At 36.4% G+C, this 13,200-nt stretch carries 11 protein-coding genes; 5 read left to right on the forward strand and 6 right to left on the reverse strand.

Annotated features, from left to right (window positions below; genetic code table 11):
- Position 1: 1 nt before the first annotated feature.
- Complete coding sequence (locus tag N2Z58_05990) at positions 2–1,432, forward strand: oligosaccharide flippase family protein (protein MCX7654207.1); 1,431 nt, start codon at positions 2–4, stop codon at positions 1,430–1,432.
- Positions 1,429–2,526, forward strand: coding sequence for a glycosyl transferase family 1 (locus N2Z58_05995; GenBank protein MCX7654208.1), 1,098 nt, complete (start codon positions 1,429–1,431; stop codon positions 2,524–2,526). Before N2Z58_05990 ends, N2Z58_05995 begins: the two co-directional genes overlap by 4 nt.
- A 41-nt stretch (positions 2,527–2,567) precedes the next feature.
- On the opposite strand, the gene tpiA is transcribed toward N2Z58_05995, so the two are convergent.
- From tpiA to gap, 3 genes are all read right to left on the reverse strand, one after another.
- Entirely contained in the window at positions 2,568–3,299 is a 732-nt protein-coding gene (tpiA, locus tag N2Z58_06000; GenBank protein MCX7654209.1) for a triose-phosphate isomerase, read from the reverse strand.
- A 35-nt stretch (positions 3,300–3,334) separates the two neighbouring features.
- The gene (pgk, locus tag N2Z58_06005; GenBank protein ID MCX7654210.1) at positions 3,335–4,534 is read right to left on the reverse strand and encodes a phosphoglycerate kinase; all 1,200 of its coding nucleotides are present in this window, start codon (positions 4,532–4,534) and stop codon (positions 3,335–3,337) included.
- A 90-nt stretch (positions 4,535–4,624) separates the two neighbouring features.
- On the reverse strand, positions 4,625–5,623 hold the full coding sequence (gene gap / locus N2Z58_06010) for a type I glyceraldehyde-3-phosphate dehydrogenase (protein MCX7654211.1): 999 nt from the start codon (positions 5,621–5,623) through the stop codon (positions 4,625–4,627).
- 322 nt (positions 5,624–5,945) lie between these two features.
- On the opposite strand from gap, the gene N2Z58_06015 reads away from it, so the two are divergent.
- Entirely contained in the window at positions 5,946–6,890 is a 945-nt protein-coding gene (locus N2Z58_06015) for a calcium/sodium antiporter (GenBank protein MCX7654212.1), read from the forward strand.
- A gap of 23 nt (positions 6,891–6,913) precedes the next feature.
- Positions 6,914–7,510: a protein-L-isoaspartate O-methyltransferase gene (gene pcm / locus N2Z58_06020; protein MCX7654213.1), complete on the forward strand. Its 597-nt coding sequence runs from the start codon at positions 6,914–6,916 to the stop codon at positions 7,508–7,510.
- Between the two features lie 23 nt (positions 7,511–7,533).
- Here pcm and N2Z58_06025 read toward each other — a convergent pair whose 3' ends face one another.
- Together N2Z58_06025 and trmFO are read right to left on the reverse strand one after the other, a co-directional pair.
- Positions 7,534–8,910, reverse strand: coding sequence for an MATE family efflux transporter (locus N2Z58_06025; GenBank protein MCX7654214.1), 1,377 nt, complete (start codon positions 8,908–8,910; stop codon positions 7,534–7,536).
- A complete protein-coding gene (gene trmFO, locus N2Z58_06030) occupies positions 8,911–10,185 on the reverse strand; it encodes a methylenetetrahydrofolate--tRNA-(uracil(54)-C(5))-methyltransferase (FADH(2)-oxidizing) TrmFO (GenBank protein ID MCX7654215.1) in 1,275 nt (424 codons plus the stop codon). It abuts the gene before it with no gap.
- A gap of 185 nt (positions 10,186–10,370) precedes the next feature.
- On the opposite strand from trmFO, the gene lpdA reads away from it, so the two are divergent.
- Positions 10,371–11,735 carry a dihydrolipoyl dehydrogenase gene (lpdA, locus tag N2Z58_06035; GenBank protein ID MCX7654216.1) on the forward strand — a complete coding sequence of 455 codons (1,365 nt, stop codon included), beginning with the start codon at positions 10,371–10,373 and terminating at the stop codon, positions 11,733–11,735.
- Between the two features lie 147 nt (positions 11,736–11,882).
- On the opposite strand, the gene N2Z58_06040 is transcribed toward lpdA, so the two are convergent.
- A complete protein-coding gene (locus N2Z58_06040; GenBank protein ID MCX7654217.1) occupies positions 11,883–13,184 on the reverse strand; it encodes an alkaline phosphatase in 1,302 nt (433 codons plus the stop codon).
- Positions 13,185–13,200 lie beyond the last annotated feature (16 nt).

Here is a 13,200-nt window from a genome sequence, read left to right on the forward strand (position 1 = left end):
TATGAAAAATGGGGTGTTTAAGAATTACCTTGCTTTTTCCGTTGGTACTTGGGTTAGTTTGGTTATCAGCTTTTTCTCAACACCGATTACCTCTTATTTGATACCACCAGGGGAATTTGGAAAAGCTTCACTATTTTATACAATTTATTCTCTTGTCTCACTCATCGTACAGTGTGGCACTTTGAATTCGTTGATGCGTTTCTATTACAAATATGATGAAAAGAGCACACTTTTTTACAGCTCAATTCTAATACCATTTTTTGGGATTCTCGTCGTTACTCCGGTATTGTTTGCTTTGAAGGAAAAAATTGGTAGCGTTTTTCAAACCGGTTATCCGGTTACTTTTGTTTTAGCTATGTTATTTTCACTTTTATTCAGTATAATTCAGCAATATACTTTAACCCTTCTTAGAGTTCAGCAGAAAGGAGTTTTGTACTCTTTTTTGAGTATTTTGACGCAGATCGTAAATTTGGCAGTAGCGATAATTTATTCTCTGTTTATCAACAAGAGTTTTTATGCACTTGTTATCTCTCAATTGATCTCTTACATCACAGTTTCTGTAGTAGGTATATTTCTGCTTAAGGATTTACTTAAAAAAATAAAGATAGATTTAGAAATTACAAAGAAAGTGTTTATGTACGGATATCCCTTTTTATTCACTGCTATTGTTTGGTGGATTGTCTCTGGAACAGACAAGATAATGATAAGATTTTATAAAGATTTCTCACAACTTGGACTCTATGCTGCAGCGAACAAATTGGTGGCTGCAATGGGAATTTTTACATCCGGTTTTAATACTATGTGGTATCCCTATGTGTATGAAAAATACGAAAAGGAAGGAGAAGGTATCAGAGAGAGGATTTCAAGGATATTTAATTATGTATCATTCTTGGTAGTATCGTTGTCTGTGTTGTTAATGTCGTTCAAAGATGTGATTTTTTTGCTATTTGCAAAGCAGTACCGTAACGCTGCAAGCATATCACCTTTTTTATTGACATACCCAGCTATTATGTCTATGGCAATTGTTGTGGCAAGAGGAATAGATTTTAAAAATAAAACATATTGGTTTATAGTAAGTGATACATTCGGTGCAGTTTCAAATGTTATATTAAATATATTACTGATTCCAGTTCTTGGAGCAAGAGGTGCTGCTATCGCCTCCGGTGTTTCGTATTTTCTCATATTCTTAGTTGAGTTCACTGTTTCACAAAAACTCTTTTATGTTCTTTACGATAAGCTCAAAGTTTTCTTTGGAATAGTCTTGCTTTATTTATCGGCAATTATCAATACTTTCCTCTCCAAAAGCCTATTGTTATTTTGTTTCAATCTGGTCATTATATCTGTTTTGGTAATGATTTACAAGATAGAGGTGTTGTACATTATAAAGAATGTTAAAAAGATAATCAATAGCAAAGGAGTAAAAAGGTTATGAAAACAGTATTAATCGTTGGTTATATGCACTCAAAATATGACAAGAGGGTTTTTAGAACTGTCCAAGCACTTTCAAAGTACACAAAGGTAGTGTATCAATATATTACGGAAGATTATGAAAAACCGAGTGAAATTGATAACGTTTTCTACTATCCTATAAGGTGGAAAGAACAAACTGGAATAAGTCAGGTTAAGAAGTTTTTCCAAAGACGAAAGTTAGATGATCAAATAATTAAGCTTATTTTTTCAACAAATTTCGATATACTTTATCTACATCATTTTTTGCCGAGTAAACCTTTGTTACCTTTCAAATGGGCAAAATCGCGTGGAAAAAAAGTTGTGTTTGATGTTCACGAGTATCATCCACAAAATTTTTTGAGTAACCTTGGAGGATTTTTTGGGAAGGTAAAGGAACAGCTTATGGTTAATATCTTTAAAGAGCAGATGCAGCTGGCTGATAAATTAATCTTTGTTAGCAAGGAGATCCCAGAAGACTTGGGTATAACCAAAGATTTTCTTGTCATACCAAATTATGCCGAGAGAATAGACTTGCAAATTGATCTAAAAGCTAAGATTGAGAGTAAAGAAATTGTATTTGTCGGAAAAGTTGCAAGGAAACTACAGGAAGAAAAAAGTATACTTACAAAGCTGAAAGATAATGGTTTTTCTTTTCACGTTATAGGTATGGATGATAAGCTTTTTGAAGATTTACCTCACAAAGCAACTAAGTTTCTACCATATAAGGAGATGATAAAAGAATTATCAAGAGCCACTTTTTCCTTAGTTTCGTACTCAACGATTGGGACAAATGATTATAGAAACGACTTGTACTCACTTCCTCATAAATTTTACGATTCTTTGGCGGCAAGAACACCTGTTGTAGTTCGATATGATTTTGTTTCGATGAGAAAGATTGTTGAAAGATGTAAAGTTGGGGTTATCATAAAACCTTCGGATGTTCAAGATTCTGTTCACAGAATCTTAGAAGCATATGCCAATTATCATGCATTGATAGAGAACATTGAAGAACACATTGACGAGTTTACTTGGAATGAGAGAAAAGAAAAAGAGTTTACAGATTACATTCTCAAATAAAAAGCTAAAAAGCCCCGGCGAATACCAGGGCTTTTTGATCCTTATTGTATTACTCTTTTCATAATCATTGCCAATTCGATAAAACTTTCTTTCAAACTTGCCCCACCTACAAGTGCGCCGTCGATGTCTTTTTTCACAAACAATCCAAACCAATTTTCTGGTGTTACACTACCTCCATAGAGTATTGTGATGTTTTCAGCAGTTTGAGTATCGTAGATCTGAGCAAGCAACTTTCTTACAAATTCATGTGCTTCTTGTGCTTGTTGTGGTGTTGCTACAACTCCTGTTCCAATTGCCCACACAGGTTCGTATGCAATAACAACTTTGAGTGCATCTTCCTTTTTTAGCCCATAAAGACCTTCCTTGACCTGTTTTTCAATAACACAGAAAGTTAAACCTTTTTGCCTTTCTTCTAATGTTTCTCCTATACAAAATATCGGTGTCAAACCTTCGGAGATTGCCTTTTTTATCTTTTTATTAATCAACTCATCCGTTTCACCGAATATCTTTCTTCTTTCACTGTGTCCAATTATAACAGCCGATACATTCAATTCTTTAAGCATCTTAGCAGATATCTCTCCAGTGTATGCTCCACTATCTTCGTAGTACATATTTTGTGCCGCAAGTTTTACGTTACTTGAATTAATTACTTCCCTAACTCTATCAAGCGCAGTAAATGTTGGAGCAATGTATATATCAAAAGTTCCAATACCTGCAAGTGCGTTTACTAAGATATTTGCAAATTGCTGAGACTCATATGGTGTTTTGTTCATCTTCCAATTTCCAGCTAAGATGTATCTCCTACCAATTATTTTTTTTTATCTGCTATCGATGCAATACCGGGTAGTTCTTTTCCTTCAAGGAATTCAAGAGAAGCTCCACCACCTGTTGAAACATGACTGAACTTCTTTTCAAGCCCAAATTGACTTACTGCTGCTGCACTGTCTCCACCACCAACAACCGTTGTAACACCTTTATCCGTTAATGAACCGATGAATTCAGCAACTGCCTTTGTTCCCACAGCGAAATCCTCAATTTCGAAAACTCCAAGTGGTCCATTCCAAACAACAGTCTTAGCGTCAGCAAGTTTTGATTTAATAAGTTCTGTACTTGCAGGACCTATGTCGTAACCAGCCCAACCTTCTGGTATTCCCTCTTCACAAGTAAAGACCTTTTTCTCAACACCTGCTTCCATCTTTTGTGCGCAAACAGCGTCCGTTGGTATAACTAGTTCCACTCCTTTTTCTTTTGCTTGTTCTAAGAGCTGTCTTGCCAGCTCTATTTTGTCTTCTTCAACAAGAGAATTTCCTGTTTGCTTCCCAAGGGCTTTCCAGAACGTAAACATCATAGCTCCACCGATGATTATTCTATCTGCCTTGTTGAGTAAGTTAGTTATAACTCCAATCTTATCAGAAACCTTTGCTCCGCCGAGTACAACAACATAAGGTTTATCGGGGTTAAGGGTCGCTTTTGCAAGAAACTTGATTTCCTTTTCCATCAAAAAGCCTGCTACACTTGGTATATATTGAGCAATACCAACATTACTTGAATGTGCTCTGTGAGCAGTACCGAATGCATCGTTCACGTGAATATCCGCGAGTGCTGCCCATTTTTTGGCAAGTTCAAGATCATTTTTTTCTTCCCCTGGATCAAATCTTGTGTTTTCAAGCATAAGAACTTCGCCTTCTTTTAATTCTGATACAGCCTTCTCGACTTCTTCTCCATACAATGCTGGAACAAATTTTACTTCCTTACCAAGTAATTGAGCAAGTCTTTCAGCAGCAGGTTTGACTGTGTATTTCGGATCTGGACCACCTTTAGGTCTACCAAGGTGGGAAAGGAGGATTACTTTTGCACCTTGATCAAGTACGTATTTAATTGTTGGAATCGCTTCAACAATTCTCGTATCGTCTGTAACAACACCGTCTTTTACTGGAACGTTGAAGTCAACACGCATGATTACTCTTTTACCTTTGAGATCAACATCACGGATTGTAAGCTTTTCCATTTTTTACACCTCCCAAATAATTTAATATGTAAAGAAGTAACGCACTTCAAATAAAGGGGGGAAAATATCCCCCCCTTCGGTTTCTTAAGATTAAAGCATCTTCTCAACAAGTTCGATTGTATCAACAACTCTACATGTGTAACCGTATTCATTATCGTACCAACTATAAACTGTTACAAATGTTCCATTCATAACTTTTGTAAGCGTTGCGTCGTAAATTCCAGCGTATGTTGTACCAACTATATCCATGCTAACTATTTGATCTTCATTGTACTTAATAATTCCCTTGAGTCTTCCTTCTGTTGCTTCTTTAACCTTTGCGTTGACTTCCTCAGCTGTTGTTGCTTTTTCGACTTGGACGCTTAAAACAGAAATGGAACCATCTGGAGTTGGGACCCTCAATGCCATACCATCAAGCTTACCTTTGACTTCTGGCACAACCAGTGCAACTGCCTTCGCAGCGCCTGTTGTTGTTGGTATGATATTCATGGCTGCAGCTCTTGCTCTTCTGAGGTCTTTATGTGGAAGGTCGAGAACTCTTTGGTCGTTTGTGTAACTGTGTACAGTTACAAGGTAACCAGTGACGATGCCAAAATTATCGTTGAGTACTTTGACAATTGAAGCGATTGAGTTTGTAGTACAAGAAGCACAAGAAATTATTTGGTGTTCAGGTTTAAGTTGATCTTCGTTACAGCCAATAACGACGGTAATGTCTTCTCCCTTAGCCGGAGCGGTTATAATCACTTTCTTTGCACCAGCTTGAATGTGTTTCATTGCTCCATCTTTCTCTGTAAATTTACCTGTAGATTCTACAACTACATCAACACCAAGATCTTTCCAAGGAAGATTTGCGGGATCCTTTTCGGCAAAAACTTTGATTTCCTTACCATTGACAATTATTGAACTTTCTGTTACCCTCACTTCACCATCAAATACTCTGTGAACAGAATCGTACTTGAAAAGATGAGCTAATGTTTCTGCTTTGTCTAAATCATTAATGGCTACAACCTCAATGTTACTGTTACGGCGAATGAGTTCTCTCAAAACAAGCCTTCCTATCCTTCCAAAACCGTTAATCGCTATCTTCATCTTACTCCCTCCTTTAATGTTGTGTGCTGATAAAACTTTTCAATCCCTTTTACTTTCCTCGTGAAAAATTGTACAATATAAATATTACATTTGCTACGAAAAGTTGGTTAAAATTTTGAAATATTTATGAGCAACGGTTAGCATAAAATAGCATAAAATCTCCTCGAAATGATTACAAACTTTCTTTATTGATATTTTACCACAAAAGCAAATATTAATCAACAACGTGCAATCATCGACTACTGGAACCAGACTTGTTTTGGTGGTATAATAAATCCTGTTGCCACTTAAATGATATTTTGAGTAAAAGAGGTGAAAGGAATTGGTCCTATCGATCTTGCTGCTTGTAGTTGGTTTTTTGTTTGTTACCTTAGGTTCAGACAAGGTAGTGGAAGGTTCAGCAGCAATAGCTAAAAAGCTGAAAGTGTCAGATCTTGTTATAGGGTTAACTATTGTATCGTTTGGTACTTCGTCACCAGAATTAGCTGTAAACATAGTATCTTCAATTAAAGGAAATTCAGATATAAGTCTTGGGAATATAATAGGTAGCAATATCTTTAATATACTGGTAGTCACAGGACTTTCAGCTGTGGTTAAAAGTATAACAGTTCAGTACTCAACTTTAAGAAAAGAAATACCTTTAAGTTTGATAGCAGCAATATCAGTACTCGCTCTTGGTAACAAACAACCATCTATAATTACCCGTGGGGATGGTGTGGTATTGTTATTGTTTTTTGCAATATTTATGTCTTACATATTCGAAATGGCAAAAAAAGACAGAGAGATGTTTGAAGAACTTGAAAAAACAAAGGAAAAGCAAATTAGCTTGTTTACTGCTACCTTGTATGTAATAGGTGGTCTTGCTGGTTTGGTATTAGGTGGTAGGTGGATAGTCAATGGTGCCGTAGATATAGCAAAACTTTTTGGTGTATCTGATAAGTTAATAGGATTAACTATAGTTGCTGCAGGTACATCAATTCCCGAACTTGCTACATCTTTAGCTGCTGTTGCTAAAGGAAACAATGAGATAGCGCTTGGAAATGTTATTGGTTCTAATATATTCAATATATTCTTCATACTTGGAATTTCTGCAACCATAAACCCGATAAGTTATCCAACTGTATTAAACATAGATGTTACATTACTTATAGTTATAACAAGCGTGTTAGTATTGCTTTCGAAAGACTTGAAACTTAGCCGTGTCGAAGGTACACTTCTGTTTTTAACGTACATAGGTTACACTGCCTACCTCATTTACAGAAAATAAGCCACTTCTTGGAGGTGGCAATTGTGTATGAGCATCTTGAGTATTACGGTGTTTCAAAAAAGGTTATAGAAGCTATGAATATTGTGGACAGAAAATTATTTGTACCGGAAGAATACGTTGATAGCGCATATATCGATACACCTTTGCCAATTGGTTATGGTCAGACTATATCTGCCCCCCATATGATTGGTATGATGTGCGAATATCTTCAGTTAAAAGTTGGGGACAAAGTTCTTGAAATTGGAACAGGAAGCGGTTACAATGCCGCAGTGATGAGCGTGCTTGTAGGTGAATCTGGATGGATCTACACAATAGAACGAATACCGCAGTTAGCACAAAGCGCGTTGGAGAGATTAAAAAAATTAGAAATTAAAAACGTTACAGTAATTACGGGTGATGGCAAAGAAGGTCTAATAGAGTATGCTCCGTTTGACAAAATAACGGTTACTTGTTATGCGAAAAGAATTCCTGAAAAACTTACTCAACAATTAAAAAACTTAGGTATTATGATTATTCCAATAGGTGATGAATTTGTGCAAATACTTACTAAAATAACAAAAATCAACGATGAGTTAAAAATAGAAAAGTTAAGTTATGTAAAATTCGTTCCCATGCAGTAAAACATTTATAACTCACCTTAAAGTTAAGACTTTGAGTTTTCAAATTTTATTTTAAGTTTCTCTATCGTTATTTTTCCCCAGCTGTATGTAACCATGGATGCAGTCGCGTTACCAACGACTATACCCCACCAAACGCCGCTTAATCCTATTTTGAAAACATCTACAAATATCCACGTCCAGAAAATTTGAAAAACCATGGTTCTTAATATAGTTGTGGCAAGACTTTTAAAGCCTTGTCCAATTCCTTGAAACATCCCGGAAGTCAACATACCAAATGGTGTACCAGGTAAAAACAAACACAAGATTCTTAATGCTTGAGCAATATTTTCAAGTAAACTTGTTGACGATTTTGTGTAAGAAAATAAGAAAGCCAACGGCCTTGCGAAGACAAAAATAAGTACCATTATAGAAATTCCAAATATTTCGCCGAATCTTATTGCGTAGGTCAATGAATTTTTGAGCCTTGCTATATCCTTTGCTCCATAAGCAACACCAGTAACAGAAGTAACCGCTGAAGAAATTCCTATTATCGTTAACGTTCCAAGGTTTATTATTCGCCAGGCAGCTGTAAAAGTTGCAATTCCTGTATTTCCTCCAACTTTTGCGACAAAAATATTCAAAACATATATCGCAACAGACATTGTTATTTGAGCAAGTGCTGTTGGAAACCCGACAAAAAAAGTGTCCTTGATAAAAAGAGAATTGTACGAAAAGTTCTTAAAAGAAATTCTCAGAAATGTATTTTTTGAAACAAAGAGTAAATATGATAGTATGAAAAAAGCAAACAGTATCGATACACCTGTTGCCCATGCCGCACCAGATATACCAAGTTTAAAAGTGTAAATAAATATTGGATCAAGCACAATATTCAAAATTGAGCTGGATATAACAGCATACATTGGGCGCTTTGAATCACCTTCACCTCTGAGAATGCCGATGGCTGTGTTGTTAAACATAAGTGGTAAAGTAAAAATGTAAATGATAAAACCATATTCATAAGCCTTTTCTAAAGCTTGGCCAGTTGCACCAATACCAATAAGTACTGTTTTAAGTGAAAGAATACCAAAAACCATAGTAAAGATGCCAATTATTAAAGCTAACAAAAGTGAGTGTTCCGCAATTGATCTTGCACTATTGTAATCTTTGGCACCTATTTTTCTTGATATGGCTGAGCTCGTACCGATTGTAATTCCAGTAGCTATGGACATCACGATCATAAATATCGGGAAAAAGAAACCCATAGCAGCAAGATCAACAGTTCCAAGTCCAGCAACCCAGATTGCGTCTACAAGATTATAAATTGTCTGAACGAGCATTGAAATCATATTGGGTATGGAGAGTCTCACGATAGCTTTCTTATAATCCCCGAGTAGAAGATCTAAACTAGCGTTTTTTTGCATTTAATTGATTACCTCCTGATAGAATACTTTCATGTTTTCAATAGCTCTTAATGCTTTATTTTCACGATCTTTAGCACCTTCCAGTAGTCCAAAGTTAGCATACATTGGTTTTAACTCCCTTGCGTTGGTAATGTACTTTAAGAGTGCGCCGCACATAGTTTTTTCTGGAAATTTCACCATGTCTTTTCCACTCAATAATCTTGCTATATTTATTCCAACGTACATACCAGTCATTGCGGATTCCACGTATCCTTCTACGCCCGTGATTTGACCAGCGAAGAAGATTTCTAGATTTGATTTAAGTCTAAGAAATTCATCTAACACTTTTGGTGAGTTAATATAACTGTTTCTGTGCATCACACCATAGCGCAATATTTCTACGTTCTGTAACCCTGGTACAAGTCTCAATATTCGTTCTTGTTCTTTCCATTTTAAACGTGTTTGAAACCCTACAACGTTATACATTGTTCCTTCAACATTTTCCTTACGTAATTGAACAACTGCATAAGGCTCTCTACCACTCCTAGGATCAGTAAGTCCAACAGGTCTGAGAGGTCCATATCTCATTGCATCTTTACCACTTTTGGCTATCTCTTCTATAGGTTGGCACCGTTCAAATAATAATTTTCTGTCGAAGTCTTTCATTTCGATGACTTCTGCGTTCACCAGTTCATTCCAAAATCTTTCATACTCTTCTTTATTCATTGGGCAATTTATATAGTCTCCTGTTCCAATACCATATCTGTCTGCAATGTAGCATACGTTCATATCTATACTATCTGCACTTACTATCGGAGCGACTGCGTCAAAGAAATTAAAAAAACCACCCGTTTGATTGATTATCCATTCTGCGAGTTTCCCCTCCGTAGTTGGACCTGTTGCAATAATCCATATACCATTTGAATATGGTTCTTTTACTTCTTCCCACACTATGTCAACGAGTTCTGTTGACATTAACATCTGTGTGACACATTCTGAAAATTTCTCTCTGTCAACTGCCAAAGCCTTTCCGGCAGGTACTCGATTCCTTTTAGCGCATTCAAGTATTAAACTACCGAATATTTCCATCTCTGCTTTCAATAATCCCTCGGCGTTTGTTAGCTCAACAGACTTGAGTGAGTTACTACAAACAAGCTCTGCAAAATTTTCACTGCTGTGTACAGGAGATTTTTTAATTTTCTTCATATCGTGTATGATAACCTTGTAACCTCTTTTTACAATTTGCCAGGCTGCTTCACTACCCGCAAGCCCCGCGCCAACAATGTGTACGTCTATTTCTTCACGCATATTAATACATACTCCTTTCAAAAAATTCAGTATTGTGTGATATCATAAAATTTTACCATACAGCACGTGAAAGTTAAATATCATGTTGAAAAACGAAAAAACTACAAACTATCCAATGAGAAGTTTATGTATTAAACTATAATTGTATGAAAAAATACGGAGGTGAAATTTATATGTACGATGCTGCTATTATAGGTGGAGGACCAGGGGGATATGTTTGTGCAATCAAGTTGGCTCACTATGGTAAGAGAGTTGTTCTCATCGAAAAAGAGAATCTCGGTGGAACCTGTACAAACTGGGGCTGTATACCAACAAAAGCTTTATTGACAGTTGCACATTTGCTCGATGAAGTGAAGGAAAAAAGTGATAAATTTGGATTGAAACTCTCCATTGAAGGTTTTGAACTATCAAAAATCATGGCACATGCTCAAAAAAGTGTTATGATGTCAAGAAAAGGTATAGAATACTTGATGAAAAAAAATAATATCGATGTTATCAAGGGAACCGGTGAGATTATTGATAAAAACAAAATTAAGATTAAAGAGACAAATCAACAGATAGAATGTAAAAATCTTGTACTTGCACATGGTTCAGTTCCCATAGTTTTTTCTCCTTTCGATCAAGTAGAAGGGATATGGACGAGTAATGATGTTTTTAAAATGGATAGATTGCCAAAAAGCATACTAATAGTTGGGGGAGGAGTTATTGGGGTTGAATTTGCAACATTTTTTAGTTCCTTAGGTACTAAGGTAATAATCGTTGAGCTTGCAGAACATATATTACCGTACGAAGACGAAGATGTAGCAGAGGAATTAAAAAAGTCCCTTGCAAGAAGATCAGTCGAAATGAGGGAAAAAAGTAAAGTTATTGCACTTTCTAAGAATGACAACGGTTACAAAGTGACTGTTGAACTTTCTGATGGGAGTGAAGTTTATTACGAAATTGAGAAAGTTTTACTGGCAGTCGGTAGAAAACCAAATATACCAGAAGATGTAAGAAACTTGGGATTGGAAATTGAAAAGGGTATCAAAACTGATAGTAGAATGAAAACAAATTTAGATAGTGTGTATGCAATAGGCGATATCAGAGGACATGTAATGTTAGCCCACGTTGCTTCGTATGAAGGGGTAATAGCAGCAAAAAATATTGCAGGATTTGAAGCATATATGGATTACTCCGCAGTTCCTTCCGTAGTATTTACAAATCCGGAAATTGCATCAGTTGGCTTAAAGGAAAAAGATACCGATAAAACAAAAGTCAAAATTTCAAAGTTTCCCTTGTCTGCTAACGGAAGAGCAAGGACAATGATTGAGAATATTGGATTTGCTAAAGTGATTGCCGACAAAGAAACAGACATAGTTTTAGGCATGACAATAGTTTCTCCCTTTGCAACAGAATTAATAATGGAAGGTGTTATTGCGGTCAAGAATAAATTAACGGCACATCAATTGGAAAATTCAATACACCCTCACCCAACCTTAAGCGAAACACTACTTGGTGCAGTTGAGGGGATTGTAGAAAAAACTATACATATGTAAATATTCAATCGCAAGTATTCTGAAATTGTTAAGCTAAGGGACTTCACTAAATTCTCTCACATATAAATTTACTGCTTTTTGGTAAAAAATCGCCCACACTTTTTAAGTGTGGGCTTGTCTCATTTAAAAAGAAGTATAAGAAATCATTTACTTTGAACTGACAGTTGGAAATGTTACCGAGGAGACACCTGTAATCCTCATAAGAGTCTTTGCTATGTCTGTGTTATCCATTACACCAGTAAACAAATGAGCCCCAGGTCCAAATGCATAAACTGGTACAGGTTGTGCTGTATGATCGTAAGTTGTCCAACCGAAACCTACTTTGAAACTGACATATCTTGCAAGTTCTCTTCTCAAATTGTTAGTTGGTACCTTTCTAAGTGTTTCATATTCTGCATCACTCATTGTAATATCGTACCATTCTTTTATACCTTTGATGAACGCATCCTTGTTGTTTATATCGTATTGCTTTAAGAACATTGCTGTTGTACCTTTTGCTTTTCTTGCCTGTTCTACGTTAATGGTATATCCACCAGCAGATAACGAAAGCCCACCTGTTTCGTGATCACCAACTACTATAACAAGTGTGTTACCATCTCTTTTCGCAAAATCAAGAGCTACTTTTACTGCATTGTCAAACTCCACAACCTCTTTCCACGTACCGTAAAAGTCATTTGCATGGCATTCCCAGTCTATTTGTGATCCTTCAATCATAAGCATGAATGGTTGACCACTTGCGGAAAGAATTTCAATTGCTTTCTTAGTCATAACGTCAAGCGTTGGTTGACTTGCTGGTCTTTCCGACACTGGTTCAAGGTAGTTTTTAGCAAATAATCCAAGTACTTTTCTACTGGCAGTGCTTAAATTTTCAAGTTCTCTTGGCGTTGTTATATAAGTGTAACCTTTGGATTTTGCAATCTCTATAAGATCAATACCGTCTTTTCTAACACCGCCTTTGCTTTCGGGTAAAAACCACTGCCATCCACCACCAAGCACAACATCAACGACATCCCCGTCGATCAGTTGCTTGGCTATCGTAACCTCGTCATTTCTGTTGGCAACGTGGGCATACACTGCAGCAGGAGTAGCGTGTGTAACTTGACAAGTAACTGCTAATCCTATCTTGTATCCAGCTCTCTTAGCCATTTCAAAAGCTGAATAAACAACTTCGTTGTTTGGAAGAACACCAATAGCTCTGTTTAAAGCTTTAAAACCAGCAAATAAAGCAGTTCCAGCTGGTGCGGAATCTGTAACCCATGCATCTGCACTGTAGGTGGTTGTAAGGCCTGTGTAAGGTAATGTCATAATATTTAGTATCCTACCTTCGAGTATGCTTGCTAAAAACAACTGGTTTGTTGACATCCCATCACCGACAAGAAATATAACGTTCAAAGCAAAAGCTGAGTAAACAAGCAAAAGCCCGCATAATGTTGCAAGTCCCTTTTTCATCTTCCTCTCCCTCCCA

Source organism: Fervidobacterium sp., assembly GCA_026419195.1.
Classification (GTDB): domain Bacteria; phylum Thermotogota; class Thermotogae; order Thermotogales; family Fervidobacteriaceae; genus Fervidobacterium.

Coding starts and splice junctions, on each gene's coding strand:
- tpiA (MCX7654209.1), bottom strand. CDS start 3,299: ATGAACAAAACACCATATGAGTCTCAGCAATTTGCAAATATCTTAGTA.
- gap (MCX7654211.1), bottom strand. CDS start 5,623: ATGAAGATAGCGATTAACGGTTTTGGAAGGATAGGAAGGCTTGTTTTG.
- pgk (MCX7654210.1), bottom strand. CDS start 4,534: ATGGAAAAGCTTACAATCCGTGATGTTGATCTCAAAGGTAAAAGAGTA.
- N2Z58_06025 (MCX7654214.1), bottom strand. CDS start 8,910: ATGCAAAAAAACGCTAGTTTAGATCTTCTACTCGGGGATTATAAGAAA.
- N2Z58_06040 (MCX7654217.1), bottom strand. CDS start 13,184: ATGAAAAAGGGACTTGCAACATTATGCGGGCTTTTGCTTGTTTACTCA.
- N2Z58_05990 (MCX7654207.1), top strand. CDS start 2: ATGAAAAATGGGGTGTTTAAGAATTACCTTGCTTTTTCCGTTGGTACT.
- N2Z58_05995 (MCX7654208.1), top strand. CDS start 1,429: ATGAAAACAGTATTAATCGTTGGTTATATGCACTCAAAATATGACAAG.
- lpdA (MCX7654216.1), top strand. CDS start 10,371: ATGTACGATGCTGCTATTATAGGTGGAGGACCAGGGGGATATGTTTGT.